At 65.2% G+C, this 19,043-nt stretch carries 14 protein-coding genes; 5 read left to right on the forward strand and 9 right to left on the reverse strand.

Annotation, left to right across the window (positions count from 1 at the left end):
• The first annotated feature begins 22 nt into the window (after positions 1-22).
• Entirely contained in the window at positions 23-2,206 is a 2,184-nt protein-coding gene (locus CT676_RS00125) for a hypothetical protein (RefSeq protein WP_085401081.1), read from the forward strand.
• Positions 2,207-2,211: 5 nt separating this feature from the next.
• On the opposite strand, the gene CT676_RS00130 is transcribed toward CT676_RS00125, so the two are convergent.
• From CT676_RS00130 to CT676_RS43765, 5 genes are read right to left on the reverse strand one after another with little or no spacing between them, the layout of a single operon-like run.
• Positions 2,212-3,570: an O-antigen ligase family protein gene (locus CT676_RS00130; protein ID WP_135213492.1), complete on the reverse strand. Its 1,359-nt coding sequence runs from the start codon at positions 3,568-3,570 to the stop codon at positions 2,212-2,214.
• 12 nt (positions 3,571-3,582) lie between these two features.
• Positions 3,583-4,962, reverse strand: coding sequence for a glycosyltransferase family 1 protein (locus CT676_RS00135; RefSeq protein WP_167767880.1), 1,380 nt, complete (start codon positions 4,960-4,962; stop codon positions 3,583-3,585).
• Positions 4,959-5,699, reverse strand: coding sequence for an ABC transporter ATP-binding protein (locus CT676_RS00140; RefSeq protein ID WP_135213493.1), 741 nt, complete (start codon positions 5,697-5,699; stop codon positions 4,959-4,961). The genes CT676_RS00135 and CT676_RS00140 overlap by 4 nt, the downstream gene beginning before the upstream one ends.
• Before the next feature lie 3 nt (positions 5,700-5,702).
• Positions 5,703-7,631, reverse strand: coding sequence for a glycosyltransferase (locus CT676_RS00145; RefSeq protein ID WP_135213494.1), 1,929 nt, complete (start codon positions 7,629-7,631; stop codon positions 5,703-5,705).
• Between the two features lie 7 nt (positions 7,632-7,638).
• Positions 7,639-7,800: a hypothetical protein gene (locus tag CT676_RS43765; protein ID WP_014495568.1), complete on the reverse strand. Its 162-nt coding sequence runs from the start codon at positions 7,798-7,800 to the stop codon at positions 7,639-7,641.
• A 126-nt stretch (positions 7,801-7,926) separates the two neighbouring features.
• On the opposite strand from CT676_RS43765, the gene CT676_RS00150 reads away from it, so the two are divergent.
• Together CT676_RS00150 and CT676_RS00155 are read left to right on the forward strand one after the other, a co-directional pair.
• A complete protein-coding gene (locus tag CT676_RS00150) occupies positions 7,927-8,826 on the forward strand; it encodes a DUF6502 family protein (RefSeq protein ID WP_167767881.1) in 900 nt (299 codons plus the stop codon).
• On the forward strand, positions 8,823-10,031 hold the full coding sequence (locus CT676_RS00155) for a DUF5666 domain-containing protein (RefSeq protein ID WP_135213496.1): 1,209 nt from the start codon (positions 8,823-8,825) through the stop codon (positions 10,029-10,031). Before CT676_RS00150 ends, CT676_RS00155 begins: the two co-directional genes overlap by 4 nt.
• 35 nt (positions 10,032-10,066) lie before the next feature.
• Here CT676_RS00155 and CT676_RS00160 read toward each other — a convergent pair whose 3' ends face one another.
• Both CT676_RS00160 and CT676_RS00165 read right to left on the reverse strand, forming a co-directional pair.
• Positions 10,067-11,434, reverse strand: coding sequence for a M23 family metallopeptidase (locus CT676_RS00160; RefSeq protein ID WP_193560858.1), 1,368 nt, complete (start codon positions 11,432-11,434; stop codon positions 10,067-10,069).
• A gap of 110 nt (positions 11,435-11,544) precedes the next feature.
• The gene (locus CT676_RS00165; protein WP_135213498.1) at positions 11,545-12,234 is read right to left on the reverse strand and encodes a peroxiredoxin; all 690 of its coding nucleotides are present in this window, start codon (positions 12,232-12,234) and stop codon (positions 11,545-11,547) included.
• Between the two features lie 202 nt (positions 12,235-12,436).
• Between CT676_RS00165 and CT676_RS00170 the strand changes: the two genes are divergently transcribed.
• Positions 12,437-16,237 (forward strand): DUF3971 domain-containing protein, encoded by a 3,801-nt coding sequence (locus CT676_RS00170; protein WP_167767921.1) that lies wholly within the window; start codon positions 12,437-12,439, stop codon positions 16,235-16,237.
• 163 nt (positions 16,238-16,400) lie between these two features.
• Here the strand turns inward: CT676_RS00170 and CT676_RS00175 are convergent, their stop codons facing one another.
• Positions 16,401-18,092 (reverse strand): methyl-accepting chemotaxis protein, encoded by a 1,692-nt coding sequence (locus CT676_RS00175; RefSeq protein ID WP_085401071.1) that lies wholly within the window; start codon positions 18,090-18,092, stop codon positions 16,401-16,403.
• Between the two features lie 161 nt (positions 18,093-18,253).
• On the opposite strand from CT676_RS00175, the gene CT676_RS43770 reads away from it, so the two are divergent.
• Positions 18,254-18,397, forward strand: coding sequence for a hypothetical protein (locus CT676_RS43770; RefSeq protein WP_166096413.1), 144 nt, complete (start codon positions 18,254-18,256; stop codon positions 18,395-18,397).
• Between the two features lie 55 nt (positions 18,398-18,452).
• Here the strand turns inward: CT676_RS43770 and CT676_RS00180 are convergent, their stop codons facing one another.
• Positions 18,453-18,896 (reverse strand): DoxX family protein, encoded by a 444-nt coding sequence (locus CT676_RS00180; protein WP_135213500.1) that lies wholly within the window; start codon positions 18,894-18,896, stop codon positions 18,453-18,455.
• Between the last annotated feature and the right edge of the window lie 147 nt (positions 18,897-19,043).

Here is a 19,043-nt window from a genome sequence, read left to right on the forward strand (position 1 = left end):
CTGCTATGTGGGAGCGCGTAACATGGACATCATTGAAGCGATCGTTACGAAGAGCCAATGGATTATTGCGATCTTGGCACTCTTTGTCGTTGCCTGGGCTCGCTTCAACTCTCCGCCCACCAATCGGTCCGGTACGACCTTCGCGCTGTTCTTCTGGGGGGTGATATTCTACTACGCCCTGATGATACCGCTCTGGCTGGTCGTCATGATCGGACTCGTCCAGGGCAGCATCGGGTTCGACTTCATCGTCGGCCAGGTGAAGGCGGTAGATCCAAAGGCGCAGGCGCAACTGGCTCAATATGCTCCGATCGTGGCCGTGCTCATCATCGTCGTCGCTTCGCAATTCCGGCAGGTGGCACGGATCGACCGGGCCGCGCGCGCATTTTGTGTCAGATTGGCCGCGATTCCGCGTGAAGCCGACCGACTCGCATTTGAACTCGCGCAAACCACGGGTTTCGTCCCGCGCGACGACCTTCGAAGCAAGGTGACCAAAATCGTTTCGGAGAATATCGGTCCGCAAGCGTTGAGTTTCAGCAGGGACGGTACTCTTCCCGACCGCTTCACAAGAGCCATCGGCCTTTACAACCTGTTCGTCGGACCCCGGCAGAATGCCGCGGCACTCGACTTCACCGGAAATGGCTATGGCCGATCCGCCTACGCCATGATCATACAATTGGGCGACGCGGTGGCGGCTCGTGCGGATGCCCGTTACGAAGAGATGATGCACGCCGGTCTTGCCTTTTTCACGTCGCCGCTTCCAACCCCGGAATTGAAGGACGCTTTGAACCGCAACATTGCTGAGGTCACCAACCTCACTTGCGGTCTCGTGTCTCGCTATGTCCTGTTTTGCGAAAGGACCCATAGCGGCCGATTGCAGCGGCTAGCGAGGATGGGCTTCGCCTACAGTCCGGGGCCGACCTTTGGGCTGGATCAATGGGCGACAACGATCTTCCTCGTCACGGCCTGGAGCATTGGCATGATGGTGTTCATGCCGGGAACACTTCCGATCGACGTCGACAAGGTGCTGACGATTGCGGTCACGTTCGGCGCTTCGATCGGCTTCGCAGTCCTGGGCGCAATCGTCGTGGCGCAACGCTTCATCGGACGCAAGGAAGGCAACACACCTGGATATCCGCCTATCGCCGAGTTGGTTGTCGCCGGTCTCGTCGTCGTGGGGCTGTCGATTGCGCTCCGGATCGGCATTCCACTAGTGTCCGCCCTGATGCAGGGAGGAGGATATCAGGACGTTCTTAGGCAGTTCATCGAGCGGCTATACGGCGTCATCACGCCTTTCATCTGTACGATTTCCCTCGGGCTCATTTGTTCCTACATGGGATGTTCGCGGATGAGCTGGTACCGCGTGGCGGCCCTCGGGGCTCTCGCGAACGGCGCCGCGCTGACCTGTGCGGGGTGGCTGGTCGCGCATATGATCGGCCAGCAAGTACTGGCTCTGTTCTATGTACATCCGCAGGATGCGATCCAACTGGTGGCGTTAAGCACTGGCTTAACCGGCTTCATCGTCGGCGGCATGGTCCTCGCGGTCTTCAATGAGTCCGAGCGCATACGCAACGTCACGGCTGAGCGGATAGCCACCAGTCCGCACAAGGAGTTTCCATTGCACGATGCGCCGTCGATTGCCGGCGGACTCGAACCTCCGCCAGTGACGTCTAGGTTCGACGTCGCCGATGATCTTGGCTACCGCGATCGCGCAGGAGTCGAGACCTTCGAGGGGGATTACGTCTGCTTCAGGCCCGCGTTCTCCAACCCCGAGATCATCAGTGCCTACATCATCGGCATTCATTGGGACGAAACCGAGTCCTGTCTCATGTTCGAGGAACGCGAACGTGTTGATGCTGGGCACACGCAGAGGGGCCGTGTCTACATCCCGGATGGACGCCCGTTCCTGAACTTCGTCACCCTCGAGAAGGGAGCGATACGTCTGATCATGGTGTCACGTCCCGATAAGAGAAACGAGCCCGCACGCGGTCTGATCACGACGCTGTCCAATCCCGGTGGCGCCCAGTTTACGCCGGCGAGCGCTCCGATCGTTCTCAGGCGTGTGGTCGATCACACGCTTCAACTCGGCTTCATTCGGCCGGGAGCGCTCAGCTACGAAAGCTATCGCCGCGAACTCGAAATGGTGGTGCCCGATTTTGGCGTCTTTGCGCTGGCTTCCCCCCAGGCGGCTTGCGTGGCGGCGGAGTAAAAGGCCTAGTCGGCGCTGAGCCGCACGCCGGCGCGCAGAAATTTCTGCGGACCGACCGCTTCACCCTCGATGCTGGCCTCATAGTGCAGATGCGGTCCGGCTCTTGCCTTCAGCACCATGCCGCCGGCGACGCCGACGCCGAGCACATACATCCAGCCTTCGTGGAAATCGAACAAATGCGAGTTCAGAAGTGAGCTCGCGATGTTCTGCACCACGGCGACGAGCCCGATCCAGGCGGCAAGGCCTTCGTCCAGGAACAGGCGAAGGTGGGCGATCCACATGGCGTAGAGCAGGACGACGCCGAGTACGCCCCATTGCATCGCGACATTGAGGGTCTGGTTGTGGGGATTGCTGACGATCTCCGCATCGAGGCGGCTTCCACCGGTGGCGGCGCGCTCGAACTGGCGCTTGATCGACCCGGTGCCGTGACCGGTCAGGGGCGCCTCGGCAAAGGCGTGAAGCGCCTTGCGCCAATAGGTCAGGCGTTGGGCGGTCGAGGCTCGGCTGATGTCCTCATGGCCGTGGCGGTATTCGACGGCGATGTCCGCAATGCGGTGGCGCAGATAGGGCGAGGTCGTCCAGGCCAGCGCGCTCGCGGCTATCGTGCCCGCGAGCAGGACCAGCGCCGCGCGCCGGCTCAAATGCCTCCAGGCGAACAGTCCGAGCAGCACCGCGATGCACAGCAGCGCCGTGCGGGCGGAGGCGACGAACACCATGTTGGTGACGAACAGCAGGGTCAAGGCCAAACAGACGGCTGTCGTGACCACGTTTCCGCGGTGCCAGAAGGTCAACGCCGGCAGTGCGAGCGCAAAGGCGCACAGCGTGAATTCCTGACTCTGGTCGATGTAGTTCTTGACGGGAACGCCGGCCGACGCGGTCGCGGTGAGTTTCCAGGCGGGATCGTGCAGCACGATCCAGGAATAGACGGCAAGCAGCGCGCAGGACGCGAGAAAGCCAAGGAAAACCCAGAAACCGCGTTTGGATCGGCTGAAGTGATAGAGCAGTGCTGGAGTGAGCACGAGCTTTGCGACCGGCTTGATCGCATGCAACCGGTCGGCCCACGCGCCGTCCGACCAGAGCGTGCCGAGAAGCGCGAGCAGCAGGAAGGCAAAGGGCAGGGCGAACGCAGGCCGTGCGAGCTGGCGTCCATAGTCGCGCCAGTCGATGGTCGGCGTCACCACCAGCAGCCAGAGCCCGACGAAGATCGAAGGCGCTGTGGTCGACCAGGGCAGCGACGCCGCGATCAGCACAGCGAGCCCATCGGCGACCCCGATCAGAGCTGGCGATTTGCCCACGGCTTGCCATCGGGCGCGCAACGCTTGTCGACCGACCGGGCCGGACCATACCGCGGTTTCAGCAGTCATGTGCAACGACGCTTATTGCGCGGCGGCCAGGCTTTCCCTGGGCATCTCATGCCCGAGGAAGTCGCGCGCCTGGGTCTCGTAGCCGAAGCGCTCGGCGAGCTCGTGTCGCCTCGCGCGGATGCGGCCGCGGCATTCCTCCTGCCGCGTCAGCACGCGGGTGATTGAAGCTGCGATCGCATCGGTCGAGAACGGATCGAAATAGTCGGCGAGCTCGCCCGCGACTTCGCGGAACACCGCGATATCGGAGCAAAGCACCGGCGTGTTCGCGGCCAGTGCTTCGATGATCGGTATGCCGAAGCCTTCGGCCAGGCTCGGCATGATCAGCCCGTGCGCCTCCGCGATCATGGCGGCCTTTTCATGCTCGTCGACATAGCCGGCGAAGCGGACATTTGGCGGCAGGTTGCGCATCCGGCTGATCTGGCCCGCATGACCGATCACCACGAGATCGGCCTGGGGGACGTTGCGGAAGGCACGAATGACGGTGGCGACGTTCTTGCGCGGCTCGTTCGACACGATGATGACGAAGTTCGGCCGCCCCGGACGCCCCGACAGGGCTGGGAGGTGGAGGACATCCGGGGCGTCGAACCGGGTGCGGGGATACACGACCCGCGCCGGCAGGTGCGCAAATTGCGGCAACAGTTCCCTGAACCGCATCATGCTATAGTTTGAAACGAAGGCGAGCTCGTCAGCCTGGCGCAGGCTGGTGCCGATCCGCGCCAGGAACTGGCGCGTGGCGATGTCGCTGAGTTTGAGGTCGGTGAGCGGCAGCAAATCGTGGACGACGCAGATCACCTTGGCGTTAGGCTTGCGCCTGATCGCGACCCGCGTCGGGGTGTCAACGACGATGAGATCATAGTCGCGCGCGTCGATCCGCGGCGGCGGCAGCAGGAAGAAGGCCGAGGAGTCCTGATAGTTGAAGAATCCGGGCTCGAGCTGGAATTCGCTGAACAGTTCGAGATGGCGCATATCCGGCGGAATGTATTCGAGCGCGGCGGTCCGGTTCTCGATCAGCCGGGCCTGCAGACCAAGCAGGCCGATCGCGCGCAGGAGGCAGAGGATATTGTCCCGCGACAGCAGCATGGTGGCCTTGTGGCGGAGCCAGTCGAACCTGCGACGCGCGCCGCTGAGCATCACCGGCCCGCTCACGTTGACCTCGTCGAGGAAGCGATAAAGAGCGAGCAGCTCGATGTTGCGCGACTGCGCCGGAAACAGCTTCGTGCGTCGCTCGCGCCGACATAGCTTGCGGTAACGCTTCGAGGTTTCCACCAGCAGGGTGAGTTCGTGGCCTTCCGACGCGAGCGACCGTACCAATTCCCGGGTGAAGTGGAAGATGCCGCGCTTGTGATTGGGCTGTCCGAGCGACTCGGACACGACCAGGATGTTCTGTTTCATGCGCGTTTCTCTCGGAGCTCAAAGGCGTGCGTGGCTGATGGCTCGACCGCGATGGTCGAGGCGATGCGGCCGTGATCGAGGTTGATGATGCTGGAGCAGGTGCGGCGCAGCAGCGGCAGGTCGTGCGAGGCGATGATCACGATCGCCGCCTGCGAGACCAGGTTTTGCAGCCGCCTCTCGGCCTTCTCCGCAAAATGCTCGTCGACAACGCTGAGCCATTCGTCGAGCAGCAGGATGTCGGCCGGGAAAGCGGTGGCGGTCGCGAACAACACCCGCATCAGCATGCCCGAGGAGAACATCCGCAAGGGCAGGCGCTGCATGCGCGCTTCGAGCTCGGTGAAGGCCCAGATCTCGTCGATCACGCTGCGTGTGGGCTTGCGACCGCTGATCCGCAGCAGCAGTGCGATGTTGTCCTCCGCCACGAAGTCCAGATTGACCCCGGCGTTCAGGCCGAGCAGGGGCACGACGTTGCCCCGGACCGTGACGCGGCCACTGCTCGGCGGATAGACACCGGCGATCAGGCGCAGCAGCGTCGACTTGCCGGAGCCGTTGGGCCCGGCAAGCCCGATACGGGCGCCGGCTTCGGCCTCGATCGAGACGTTGTCGACGGCGCGGATGATCCGCATCTCGCCCGGTTCGCGGATGAGGTGGCCGAGTAGCCGTCGCTTCAGCGAGAAGTCGTAGGCGCCGTAGAGTGGATAGTCGAGACAGACGTTGTGCAGGCTGATCGAGACCATGGGTCAAATCCAGAATGCGGCTTTGCGCAGGTGGACCAGCGTCAGCACGCTCGCAAAGATCAGCAGCGCCAGCGTGATGAGGACGTAGACGATGCTGGCGGGATCGATGTGGCCGCCTGCAAGCGGCTCGCGCCACACCGCGAACAGATGCGTCAGCGGATTGAGCCGCATTACCGTCGAGCGGTGATTGATCATCTCGGCGGACCAGATCACGGGCGAGGCGAGGAAGGCGAGCATCAGCGTGGATTCGACGATCGGCTTGAGGTCGCGATAGCGCGTTGCCGTCGCGCCGAGGACGAGGCTCAAGGCGAAGGTACAGGCTATGAACAGCAGCAGGCCGGGCAGCGCCGCCAGCGCGTGAGAGAGGTCGTGGGGCGAGAGAAGCAGCCACAGCACCAGCGGCACGCAGGCGTTATGCAGCGCGAACAGCGCCTGGCGGAAGGTGCATTGCAGCAGGAAGATCACCGGCGGCAGCGCCCGGTCGCGGATCAGGCTCGCGGAATTCTGAAGCGCCGTGGTCGCATCGAGCACGACGCTGTTGAGGAAGGTCCAGGCCGTCATCGACAGCGCCAGCATCGGTAGGCGCGCCAGCATGTCGGCGTTCGACATCTGGCCGATCACCGAGCCCAATACTGCGACCACGATCGCCATCTGAAGCGACATCCAGAACGGGCCGAGCAGCGAACGCACGTAGCGGTGGCGCATGTCCGACCAGGCCAGTGCGGCCGCGATCCGGACGGTGTCCAGCCAGCCGGTCGCCTGCGGTGGCTCGGCGGTGGTTGCAGGTTCCTTGCACGACGCGGTGACGGCGTCGCGGTAGACGGCCTGCATGCCTTCCCTGAAGGCTGGGGCGGAATAGCGGGTCAGGGCGCGCGTCCGGGCTGACAGTCCCATGCGGCGGCGGCGCTCGGGATCGCTGATCAGCGTGTCGATGGCATCGCCGAGCTTTTCGGCATCGCCCGGCGGCACCGTGATCGCCTCCATGCCGTGGCGCGCGACGCGCGGCACCGCGGTGTCGAGCGCCGTGTTCACGACAGGGCGGCCGGCGGCCATGGCCTCGAGCTGGACCAGGCCAAAGGTCTCGGCATTGGTGACCGACGGCATGACGAAGACGTCGGACAGGCACATCAGCTTGATGCGCTCGCAGTCGTTCACCGAACCGAGCAGGCGGACGCGGTCACCGAGGCCGAGCTCGCGGATCAGTTGCTCGAGCCGCGGCCGCTCGGTGCCTTCTCCGATGATCCAGACCTCGAACTTGCGGTTGACGGCGGCGCGGATCAGGACGTCAAAGCCCTTGTAGGGCACGAGCCGGCCGCAGGCGAGCACGAGCCGGCCGCGATCGTTCACGTGGTGCGGCTCGATCTTCGGCCAGTCGTACCCTGAGGTGTCGATGCCGAACGGCACGACGTGGCATTTGTCGATGAATTCCCGCAGCAACGGCGTGTTCTCGATCAGCGCATGGTCCGAGACGATGATCGCTGTCGCCCGGCGCAGTGTCCGCCGCATCAACGGTTCGATGAACCAGCGCAGGCCGGCATGGGTGACGATGTCGGCATGCCAATGCACCACAAGCGGCCGATTGGCGCCGAAGCCGAAGGCGAAAACGAGGTCGGCGAGCGGGAAGGGGCCATGGAGCGCGAGCAAATCGTGCTCGGCGATCTTGCGCCAGAGCCGCCAGGGATAGGTAGGAGCGGCGGGAAGCGACAGGAGATTGCCGAAGGAGCGGACGCGCTCGACCGGCACGTCATTGACGACGATCTCGCGCCGCTCGGCCGATTGCGAGCAGACCAGCACGGCGGAGGCGAAGCTGTCCTTCAGGCTGGCGCAGATGTCGCGGATCACGGTCAGCGTGCCGCCGAACAGGTCGGGATAATAGATCTTGAAGATGTGCAGCACCGACGGGCGGCGCGGAGTTTCGCTGGTGTGATGCATGATGGTGTCAGCCTGCGAGAAGGGCCGCGACGAACGGTGCGGCCAGCACCGAGATGAAGATCACGCCGCGCAACAGCGCCGGCAGCATCGGCTCGATTGCGCCGTGCCCCCAGTCAGGAGCCGGCACAGCACGCAGTGAGTTGGAATTGCGGACCAAGCGGTCAGCCATGGGTGTGAGTCCCTTTACGTCGCGCCCTCAGTGGTGTCCCGTATATGTGGGAAAATTTACCACGTCAATCGGAAGGGAGAAAAAAGTGGGATTGTGTCCCACGTGGGGCGCGGGTACAGTTCGGACATGAATGCCAAGTCCGGGTCCAAAGCAGCGGCTCCGCAGCCGACTGCCGCGAAGCTGCACGCGCCGCTGGCGCGGCTGCTGCGCCCGCTTGTGCGGCTCTGCATTCGCAGCGGCATGACCTTTCCGGCATTGGCGAAATTGCTTCGCGAGCTGTTCGTCAACGTCGCCGAGCACGATTTTGCGCTGGAGGGGAAGGAGCAGACCGACAGCCGTGTCAGCCTGCTCACCGGGATCCATCGCAAGGAGGTGGCGCGGCTGCGCGGTGCCGGCGCGCCGGTGCACGAGGCGCCGGCCGCGGTGTCGCTGACGAGCGCCGTGATCGCGCGCTGGCTTGCTGCGCCCGAATTCACCGATGCGAAGGGTGAGCCGCTGGCGTTGCCGCGCACGGCCGAGGGCGATGCGCCGTCGTTCGAGCAGCTGGTCGCCTCGGTCACCAAGGACGTGCGGCCGCGCGCGGTGCTCGACGAATGGGTCGACCGCAAGCTCGTCACCATCAACGATTCCGACGAGATCGAGCTGGTCGAGGCGGCCTTCGTCCCGAGCGGCGAGGACGACAGCAAGTGGCACCATCTCGGCCGCAATCTGCACGACCATATCGCGGCCGCCGCACAGAACGTCTCAGGCGCGGCGCCGCGCTTCCTCGAGCGCGCGGTGCACTACAACAACATCTCGCCGAAGCTTGCCAAGCGCCTCGAGGCACGCTCGCGCGAGCTCGCGATGGACGCGCTGAAGACCGCCAACCGCGAGGCCAACCGCGCGCTCGGCAAGGACAAGGGCGGTGACGCCCGCTGGAATTTCGGCATCTACATCTACAGCGAAGATGCAGATGGCGAGGCAGAGGCCAAGGAAGGCGGCAAGGACAGCAGCAAGGAAAGCGGCAAGGAGGGTGGTTCTTCATGAGCCGGCCGCCGCTGATCTCCCGCCGTCTGCTGCTGACAGGATTTTGGCTCGCCGGTACGGCGATGGCCCACGCGCAGGTCAAGCGCGGCACCGATCAGGGCATCGGCGGCACCGGAATCAGGCGCGGTGACGACCACGGCATCGGCGGCACCGGCATCGTCGGCGTGATCCAGCGTTTTGGCAGCATCTACGTCAACGGCGAGCGCGTCACTTATGCGAGCGACGTGCCGGTCCGGATCGACGGCGAGGCCGCGAGCCCCAAGGCTCTGCGCATCGGTCAGCTCGCGCGCGTGGTCGCGACCCGTCAGGCCGACGGCACGCTCGTGACGCGCAACATCACGATCGCGAGCGAGGTCGCAGGTCCGATCGAAGCCGTGAAGGGCAACGAGCTGACGGTGCTCGGCCAGAAGATCGTCACAAGCGACAAGGAGAGCAAGCTTCGTGCGGGCACGCAGGTGGCCGTCTACGGCCTGCGCCGGACCGACGGCGTGATCGTCGCAAGCCTGATCGAGCCGCGGCGCGAGGCGACCGAGCGTGTCACCGGTCTCGTCGAGCGCGGGCCTGACGGCTTGCATATTGGCGGGCTGAGGCTGAGCGGGGTCGATCCACTGCTGGTTGGCCAGCGCGCCCAGATCGAGGGCCGTTCGAGCCAGGGCACGATGCAGGCTGCGCGCACGCGCATCGACGACTTCTCGGATCTCGTCGGCGCAAGCCGCCTCTCGATCGAGGCCTATGTGCAGCGCGTGGGATCGAACCTCCAGCTCGGCTCCGGCTTCGTGGCTCGTGACGGTTCGCGCTTCGGCCCGGCCGCCGGCGAAGCCCGCATGGTGGTCAACGGCGTGTTCGATCGCTCGCGCGGCTTCCAGGTGGAGTCGGCTCAGGCCATAGGCCAGGGGCCGGGAGCCCCTCCATCCGGTGGCGGCAATCCCAATCGGTCGCCCGGCGGCTCGATCCTGCATCCGAACCGCGGCGCCACCACTCCGAGCGGTGGCCAGCCCGGCGCGCCCGGTGGTGGACCTGCGCCGGGATCTGGCCCAGGACCTGGCCCAAGTGCGAATCCCGGCTCCGCGCCGACGGGCCCGAGCGGGCCGTCAGGCCCCGGTGGATTTGGTTCGCCCGGCGGTGGGCCCATGGGACCCGGCGGTGGAATGGGCGGTGGCGGCTTCGGAGGTCCCGGAGGCGGGATGGGCGGCGGCCGGCGGTAGGCGCGGCCACGCTGAAAGCGCGTGGCGCGGGCTTGTTAGCCCGCGCTGAGCCGCACCCCGGCGCGCAAGAACTTCTGCGGATCGACCGCTTCGCCGTCGATGCGGGTTTCGTAATGCAGGTGCGGGCCGGTGGAACGGCCGGTCGAGCCGACGAGGCCGATGACCTGGCCGAGCTTCACGATCTCGCCGACCTTGACGTTGATCTCGGAGAGATGGCCGTAGCGGGTCGACAGCCCGTTGCCGTGATCGACTTCGACCATGCGGCCGTAACCGCCGGACCAGCCAGCCGAGACCACCTTGCCGTTGGCGGTGACGCGGGCGGGATCGCCGGTCGCGGCGCGGAAATCGAGACCGGTATGCATCGCGGGCCGGCCCAGGAACGGATCGCTGCGCACGCCGAAGCCGGAGGTGAATTCGACTTCGCCGATGACGGGCTTGCGGTAGGGCACCAGCGCCAGCGTGCGATTGAGCCGATCCATCTCGGCGCGGGTGACATTGATGCGGTTGAGCTGCTTCTCGAACGGCCCGGCATTGGCCGTCAGCTTGACGGGCACGAAAGGACCGCCCATCGCAGAGCGCGGCACGGCGGCTTCGAGGCTGGCGAGATTGAGGCCGAGGTCGCTGACGACGCCGCGCATCCGGCGCATGCGTGAATCCATGCCTTCCTCGACCGCGCTGAGCGTTGCCATCTGGCGACGCTCGACCTGGTCAAGCGAGGTCGTGAGCCGGACCAGGACGTTGTCGAAACCCTGGTTCTTGGCGAATTGGCTGGTCGGCGGTGCCGCGACGGTCGGCGCGCGCGACTCAAGCCGCGCTTCACGATCGGGCGGTGCCACAAAGATCACGGTGTCGCTGATCGGCGACGGCTTCGGCGTACCCTGCGTCGCGCCCTGGCTCGAATCGCCGCGCTGCGGAGCCACGCGGGGGATTGATCCCGTCACGTCGGGCATGGCCCCGAGCGCCGTGGCCCGGGACTCCAGCGCCGTCTGGCGCTTCATGATCTGGTCGAGCTTCTGGTCGAACTGCTCCTGATCGAGCAGCTGCCGGCTGGTGGTGCGGTCGACCTTGGCGCGCAGCTCGGCGATGCGGTCCTCGTAGGCGTACTGCATCTCGGCCTGGCGCTCGATCAGCCGGGTCAGGACGTCGTCGCGGAAGGCGAAATAGGTCGCGGTCGCGGCCGACCAGAGTCCGAGCAGCACGACGGTGCCGACCACGATCCAGAACACCACAGGTCCGAGGCGGACCTGCTTGCCGTGGTGCACGATGGTGTAGGCGTCGTCGGTCGAGGGAAGAGGGATCGCGGCTGCAGCCACGGCGGCGGCAGGACGGCGATGGAGGGGCCGTCCGTGGTCGTGCGCGTGATGTTGGGGGTACTGCGAATATTGGGCAGAACTTTTCGACATCGGCACTCCCGCGCCGGTCGGATGAGTCCGTACGGCCTAATTGCCGCAGCAATCTGGGCCAGTCATGGTTAATTTTCCGGAAATGGAACCACTCGAATTTAACGGATTGGTTAAAGGCCTCTTGCCGCTTCCAGCACCTCGTCGGCGTGGCCGTCGACGCGGACATTGCGCCAGACCCTGGCTACCTTGCCGTCGGGGCCAAGCAGTATCGTGGTGCGAAGAACTCCGAGGAAGCTCTTGCCATACATGGATTTTTCGCCCCAGGCGCCGTACGCCTCCAGCATCTCGTGTTTCTCATCCGAGATGAGGGGCATGCCGAGGCTGTGCTTGTCGCGGAACTTCTCCTGGGCCCTTAACGGATCGGCGGAGATGCCGAGCAGGGCCGTGCCGGCAGCGCTGAAAGCGTCCGCCAGCCGCGTGAAATCGATCGCCTCCCGGGTGCAGCCGGGCGTGTCGGCGCGGGGGTAGAAGAACAGGACGAGCTTCCGACCGGCATAGTCGGCGAGCGAGACCACATCGCCGCCGTCGCGGGGCAGCCGGAAGGCGGGCGCCTTCTGGCCTTCGGTCAGGGCCGGCTTCGCCTTCGCGGGCGCGGAGGCCGATTTGGAGGAATTTAACTGTTTCGATGCGGCCTTATGTGATCCTGCTTTTGCTACGGTCCTGGTTGATTTGCTCGCCTGCGTCCGCTGTGTTTTTGCGGACTTTGTTTGAGTCGTTGCCCGCTTGGTCGGGGTCTTCTTTTTAGCCGTTGCGATGCCGGAGGGCGTTTTGGACGATTTCTTTCGGGATTTCTTGGACATACGCCTTCCTTTCGTCGCTTTCGGCGGGTCAACCAAAGCGGTATTGCAGCTCTCGTCCGGTGTGCCGGAATCGCCCTCGTCTGGGCAAGTCTGGCGACGCCGGGGTATGGTTACAAGGAATTCCACGCACCACCCCACTGCTCGTTGAACGCGCGCCCGGGGCGAAATGACGAACAGCAGGAACATTCGAGGTATGGCGGCAATGCCGGCGCGGGGAGCTTCGCTTCCCGCGGACGGCTGCGGTCCCGGCGGTGCTCAATCCTACGATGGGCGCCTGTATCGAGAGGCAATGGCAAGGAATACGTCGCCCCAGGATTACAATCGGGATTTCGATCGGCGCGGCGGTCAACAGCAGCCGCAGGAATGGGACGACGCCGACTGGGATCCGGATCAGGAAGCAGCGGCGGGCTATCGGGCGCGCCGGCTGTTGTCGCGTTCCAATTCAGGCTTCCATCGTTTCGGTGACGGGTTTGCGTCAATGCGCCGCTGGCTGGCGGCTGATCGCTGGCTGAAGCGGCTGGCCATCGTGGTCGGGGCCCTCGCCGTTATTTTCGTCGGCTGCTTCGGCGCGCTGTGGTGGCGGCTTGGTGCGGGTCCCATCAATCTCGACATCGCGACACCCTGGCTCGCTGCTGCCATCGAGGACAATATCGGCCACGGCAACACCGTGGAGGTCGGCGGCACCCAGATCGAGCGGGCCGGGCGGATCCGCATCGCCGTGCGCATCCGCGACATCGTCGTCCGCGACCACGACCACGCCATCGTCGCCACCGCGCCGAAGGCCGAGGTGAAGCTGTCGGGGGCAGGTCTCCTGATGGGGCACCTGCGCGCCGAGAGCCTCAATCTCGTGGACGCGGAGCTCGCGATCCGCATCGCGCCCGACGGCACCGTCACCGTGTCCGCCGGCGACACCGCAAAACCGCTGGCAACCGGCGTCGCATCCAAGAAGGAAGCGGGCCTGCCGCCGACATTCCCGCGCAACGGTGTCCCGCCGCCGCCATTCGCCACCGGACCTGCAAGCCCGGACGCATCGCAGGCCGCTCCCCAGGCCGCTGCCCCGAGCGGCATTCTTCAGGGCCTCGACTGGCTCGACAGTCTGAGTATGACCGGCCTCGACGGCCAGAACCTCAACGAGATCGGTCTGAAGAACGGCAATCTGATCGTCGACGATCAGCAGCGCGGCAGCAAATGGAGCTTTGAGAACATCACGCTCAGCCTGCGCCGGCCGAGCCATGGCGGCGTCGCGCTCAGTCTCGGCGAGGAGGGCGCGCGCCCGTGGTCGCTGCGCGCCACGATCGGCCCTGCCGAGAATGGTGTGCGTTCGGTCGACATCCGCGCCGATAAGCTTTCCACCGCCAACATCCTGCTGGCGCTCCGGGTGAAGGACTTCACCTACACCGCCGACCTGCCGCTGACCGGCGAGCTCAAGGGCGAGCTCGGCCGCGACGGCGTGCCGACCTTCTTCCGCGGCAAGATCGCGGTCGGTGCGGGCAACATCATCGACACCGACACGCCAGATTATCCGATGGCGATCGACTCGGCCGAGATCAACGTCGAGTGGGATTCGAACCGGCGGGTATTGGTCGCTCCGTTCAAGATTCTCTCGGGCGCGAACCGCCTGACGCTTCTGGCCCATCTCGAGCCGCCCAACGGCACCATCAACGACTGGCAGCTTGGCTTCAGCGGCGGCTCGATCCTGCTGGGCGGCATCGACAACGAGCCCCCGCTGGTCTTCAACCGCATCGCGATCGGCTTCCGCTTCGATACCGACCACAAGCGCATGCTGCTGACGCAAGCCGATATCAGCAATGGCGAGATCGGCGTCGCCGGCACCGGTGCCATCGACTATTCGGGCGAGCCGCGGTTGACGCTGGGCTTTGCGGGAACGCCGATGTCGGCCTCCGCGCTCAAGCGGATGTGGCCGACGCTCGTCGTTCCCGAGTTGCGCGAATGGGTGATCGAGCGGATCGAGCGCGGCACGCTCCAGCGCATCGAGATCGGCGTCAATTCGCCGACGAAGAACCTCCCGCGCAAGGGCCCGCCCATTCCCGACGATGGCCTGTCGGTCAACATCGTCGCGAGTGGCGTCGCGGTCCGCCCCGTGGATGGCATGCCGGTGGTGCACGATGCCGATTTGAAGGCGCGTGTGACCGGGCGCACCGCGACCGTGAATATCGGGCAGGGCATTGCCGATACGCCGGCGGGCCGCAAGGTCACGATCTCCGACTTCGTCTTCGAGGTGCCGGATATGGCGCCCAAGCCGTCGCCATCGCGGACCAGGTTCCGCGCCGACGGCCCCGTGGCGGCAGCCGCCGAAATCCTTTCCAATGATCGGCTCAGCGATCTGTCGGCGACGTTCGTCGATCCCAACACCAGCAAGGGAACGTTCTCGGCGAACATCCAGCTCGGCTTGCCGGTCAAGGGCGCGCTGACCAAGGGCGACACCAGCTACGCCGTCAGCGCCGACCTCAGCGGCTTTGCCGCCGACAAGCTGGTGATGAATCAGAAGCTGGAGGCCAACAACCTCAAGATATCAGCCAACAACCAGGGCTATCAGGTCAAGGGCGACGTCAAGATCAACGGGCAGGCGGCTTCGCTGGACTACCGCAAGCCGACCGAGGGCGACGCTGACGTCAAATTGCAGGCCACGCTCGACGATGCGAGCCGCGCGCGTCTCGGATTCGACCTCAGCCCTGCCGTGAGCGGATCGCTGCCGATCAAGCTGTCGGGCAAGATCGCCGGAGGTCCCGACCAGACGACGAAGCTCGGTGTCGAGGCGGACCTGACCTCGGTCAAGCTCGACAACATCCTGCCCGGCTGGGTCAAGCTGCCGGGCAAATCGGCCAAGGCCAGCTTCAAGGTGGTGCCGACGGCGCAATCAACGCGTCTGGAGGACATCGTCGTCGAAGGCGGCGGCGCCTCGATCAAGGGCTCGCTTGAAGTCGATCCGAACGGCGACCTCATGAACGCGAACTTCCCGACCTACGCTCCGTCCGACGGCGACAAGGCCTCGTTGAAGGTGGAGCGTGGCCAGGACGGGGTGGTGCGGGGCACGATGCGCGGGGATGTGTTCGACGGCCGCGGTTTCCTGAAGTCGGCGATCTCGGGCAATTCCAAGGACGACGCCAAGAACAAGATGAAGAACGTCGATTTCGACATCGACGTGAAGCTCGGTGCCGTCGCGGGCTTCAACGGCGAGGCGATGCGCAGCGTCGACGGCAAGATGTCGCGGCGCAACGGCACCGTCAAAGCCTTCACGCTGAACGGCAAGATCGGCCGCGACACGCCGGTGGCAGCCGATTTGCGCGGCGGCCGCGCCCAGGGCAATCGCGAGGTGATCTACCTCCAGACCAACGATGCCGGCGCGTTGCTGCGCTTCACCGACACCTACACCAAGGCGAGCGGCGGCCAGATGGTGGTGGCGATGGAGCCGCCGACGTCGGAGCCGAACACCATGCGCGAGGGCCTCATCAACGTCCGCGACTTCACGGTGAAGGGCGAGGCGCAGCTCGAACGCGTTGCCGCCGGCGCGCCCAACGGCACCGGGAACGGCGTCTCCTTCAGCGCGCTGCGCGCCGAGTTCACGCGCCAGAACGGCGCGCTGACGATCCGCGATGGCGTCGTCAAGGGCCCGATGATCGGCGCCACCATCGAGGGCTCGATCGACTATCCCGGCAACCAGGTCTGCATGAGCGGCACCTTCGTGCCGATGTACGGCTTGAACAACATGTTCGGACAGATTCCGGTGCTCGGGTTGTTCCTGGGCGGTGGCGACAAGGAAGGCCTGATCGGCGTGACCTACGAGGTCGTCGGTACGCCGGCCGCGCCGGTGATGCGCGTCAATCCGGTTTCGGCCATGGTGCCGGGTGTGTTCCGCAAGATCTTCGAATTCAACACCGGCAAGCAGAACACGCCGTTCGAGGAATTCCCGTCGCAGTCGAACGACGGCTCGACCGGATCGACGCGCCAGCTCTCGAGCGGCTGCACCCTCGCGCGGCGATAACCCACTAAAATTCGCAGGTGCTCGTCCCGGCTGCGCGGCCGAAGCCGCTTCGGCGCGACGAAGGCCTGGGCATCCACGTTCTTCGTGCAGAGCGGCTATAAAAACGTGGATGGCCGGGACAAGCCCGGCCATGACGCATGTGGAGGGATTGGCGTCGGGAAGCTTACGCCGCGCGCACGCCGGCCAGGAAGGTGCCGACTTCGCCGGAGAGCTGTTCGGCCTGCTTGGAGAGATTGCTGGCGGCCGCGAGCACCATGCCGGCGGCATTGCCGGTCTCGTTCGCCGCCGTGCTGACGCCGCCGATATTGGTGGTGACTTCCTTGGTCGCTTCAGCGGTCTGCGAGACGCTGCGGGCGATCTCGGCGGTGGCGGCACCTTGCTCCTCGATGGCCGCGCCGATCGAGGTGGCGATACGGCTGACTTCCTCGATGGTGGCGGTGATGCCGCCGATGGCGTCCACGGCCTCCTTGGTCGCACCCTGGATCTGGGCGATCTTGTCGCCGATCTCGCGGGTGGCTTCCGCGGTCTGGCTCGCCAGCGATTTCACCTCGGAGGCGACGACGGCAAAGCCGCGGCCGGCTTCACCGGCGCGCGCGGCCTCGATGGTGGCGTTGAGCGCGAGCAGATTGGTCTGTGCCGCGATGCTGGAGATCAGCTCGGCCACATGCTCGATCTGCTGGGCGCCGTCCGAGAGCGCGCGGACGATGGTGTCGGTGCGGCGCGCGCTGTCCACGGCGCGGCCGGTCACTTCGGCGGATTGCGCGACCTGGCGGCTGATCTCGGTGATGGAGGAGGAGAGCTCTTCGGCGGCAGCCGCGACCGTCTGGACGCGCTGGCTGGCTTCGGTGGCGGCCGAGCCGACCACGGCGGCGCGGCGGTTGGTGCCCTCGGCCGTGGACGACATCGACTTGGCGGTGGTCTCGAGCTCGCCGGAGCCCGAGGCCATCAGGCCGACGAGCTGGCCGACGGACGCATCGAAGCGGTCGGCGAGCGAGATCAGCGCGTCACGCTTCTCCTGCTCGCTGCGGCTCTTGGCGGCGACCTGTTCGGACTCCAGCGTGCGCGCCGTCAAAGCGGTCTGCCTGAGCATTTCGAGGGTCTCGGCCATGCGGCCGATCTCGTCACCGCGGCCGGTCTCCTCGACCGGCTTGTCGATGGCACCGTCGGCAATCTCCTGCATGCGGGTCTTCTGGCGATCGAGCGCGCCGAGCACATCGCGGGCGATCAGCCACGACAACGTCGCCATCAGCAGCATCAGGCCGAAGCCGACCGCGGCAAGCTCGAGCGTCAGCGCGCGCACATCGGCGTCGATGTCGTCGACATAGAGGCCATAGCTGATCGTCGCGTTCCAGGGAGCGAACTTGCGCGCGAACACGGTCTTGCGCACCGCTTCGGTCTGGCCGGGGCGGGGATAGAGATAGGAGGCCACGCCGCCGCCATTCTGTTCGCCGGCCTTGAGGATCGCGTCGGCAATGAGGACGCCGTTGGCGTCAATCGCGCCGGTGATCTTGCCTTCGAGCTGCTGGTTGGCGCCGTTGACGAGGAGGGACGTGTCGGCGTTGTAGACGACCGGATAGCCCTGGTTGCCGTTGAAGGTCATGCGCCGTCCGCGCATGTGGAACTGGGCCTTGGCCTCGGCCTGCGTCAGCTTGCCGGCGGTGACGTCGTCCTGGACCGACTGGGCGAGATTGTAGAGCATGTCGACCGCGGTCTTCATCTGCTGGACCCGGTCCTCCATCATGCGGCTCTTGCTGAGGAAGGCCGATACCGCGATGATGGCTGTGACTGTGAGAGCCGCAAGACAGACCATGCTGGTAAGCTTGGTGCGGATCTTCAGATGGCTCAGCAGCTTCATCGCAGCCTCTACGAAATGGTTGTTATTGCTCGCATCGGTAGCATGAAGTTCTTACCAATCATGAACATAGGCATGCGGCCGCCGGCCGCGCGCGTGACCGTTCGCAGCCTGATGCGCAACCGTGCAGGCAAAGCGACATGCGTCGGCGCACGTCAGCGCGTATGCTGGAGAAGATCGATCCTGGACTTCGGTGGTCATCGAGCCTGGCGGGAGCGGCAATGAACCGATTCGTTCACCGCATCATCATGTCCGCGCTGCTCGTCGCGGCCCTCGTCCTGATCTGGAACGTGCTGGGCTCGCGGTAGATGACACCGGCAAAGCTGCCGGTGTCATCCGTGACTTGCGCGTCAATTGCGCGCGTCAGCGTCGCGCAAATGCGCCGCCGGTCGAGGCGCGTTCGTTGCCCAGCGCCGCATCGACGCTGATCGGGCCACCGCCGGCCGCCGAGAGATAGAGGCAGGCGAAGCAGAACAGGATGGCAAGCGTGCCGTTGTTGAGCAGCGGCAGGAGCACCGGCGTCTCGCCCTTGAGCATATGCCCCATGAAGTAGGCGAAGGCCATTTCACCGGAGAGGATGAAAGCGGCGAGGCGGGTGAACAGGCCGAGGATCAACAGCGCGCCAAGCACCAGTTCAAGCGTGCCGGCCGCGCCGTAAAGCGACATCAGTTCGACTTTCGCGAACATCGGCAAAGGCGGAAACTTGAAAAGCTTGGCCACGCCGAATTGAAACAGCAGCAGGCCGGTGATGAAGCGGAACAGGCTCAGGAGAACCGGTTCAAAGCGAGTGAGATAGGGAAAGTTCATTGGTTTGTGCCCTCCATCCAATGGGCGACTTGGACCGTATTCAGTTCGGCCTCGCAAGCCACCCGGGGTCAATTCGGCGCTGACATTTTTGTCATGTGGACAAAATATCGCAGGTCGTCCCTTAACTCCGGTTGCGCCCGACGGTTT

The sequence above is a fragment of the Bradyrhizobium sp. MOS001 genome (assembly GCF_004634465.1).
GTDB lineage: Bacteria > Pseudomonadota > Alphaproteobacteria > Rhizobiales > Xanthobacteraceae > Bradyrhizobium > Bradyrhizobium barranii.

Bases quoted from the DNA above. Each gene is read 5' to 3' on its own strand.
- CT676_RS00125 (WP_085401081.1), top strand. From the start codon at position 23: ATGGACATCATTGAAGCGATCGTTACGAAGAGCCAATGGATTATTGCG.
- CT676_RS00130 (WP_135213492.1), bottom strand. From the start codon at position 3,570: ATGACTGCTGAAACCGCGGTATGGTCCGGCCCGGTCGGTCGACAAGCG.
- CT676_RS00135 (WP_167767880.1), bottom strand. From the start codon at position 4,962: ATGAAACAGAACATCCTGGTCGTGTCCGAGTCGCTCGGACAGCCCAAT.
- CT676_RS00140 (WP_135213493.1), bottom strand. From the start codon at position 5,699: ATGGTCTCGATCAGCCTGCACAACGTCTGTCTCGACTATCCACTCTAC.
- CT676_RS00145 (WP_135213494.1), bottom strand. From the start codon at position 7,631: ATGCATCACACCAGCGAAACTCCGCGCCGCCCGTCGGTGCTGCACATC.
- CT676_RS43765 (WP_014495568.1), bottom strand. From the start codon at position 7,800: ATGGCTGACCGCTTGGTCCGCAATTCCAACTCACTGCGTGCTGTGCCG.
- CT676_RS00150 (WP_167767881.1), top strand. From the start codon at position 7,927: ATGAATGCCAAGTCCGGGTCCAAAGCAGCGGCTCCGCAGCCGACTGCC.
- CT676_RS00155 (WP_135213496.1), top strand. From the start codon at position 8,823: ATGAGCCGGCCGCCGCTGATCTCCCGCCGTCTGCTGCTGACAGGATTT.
- CT676_RS00160 (WP_193560858.1), bottom strand. From the start codon at position 11,434: ATGTCGAAAAGTTCTGCCCAATATTCGCAGTACCCCCAACATCACGCG.
- CT676_RS00165 (WP_135213498.1), bottom strand. From the start codon at position 12,234: ATGTCCAAGAAATCCCGAAAGAAATCGTCCAAAACGCCCTCCGGCATC.
- CT676_RS00170 (WP_167767921.1), top strand. From the start codon at position 12,437: ATGCCGGCGCGGGGAGCTTCGCTTCCCGCGGACGGCTGCGGTCCCGGC.
- CT676_RS00175 (WP_085401071.1), bottom strand. From the start codon at position 18,092: ATGAAGCTGCTGAGCCATCTGAAGATCCGCACCAAGCTTACCAGCATG.
- CT676_RS43770 (WP_166096413.1), top strand. From the start codon at position 18,254: ATGCTGGAGAAGATCGATCCTGGACTTCGGTGGTCATCGAGCCTGGCG.
- CT676_RS00180 (WP_135213500.1), bottom strand. From the start codon at position 18,896: ATGAACTTTCCCTATCTCACTCGCTTTGAACCGGTTCTCCTGAGCCTG.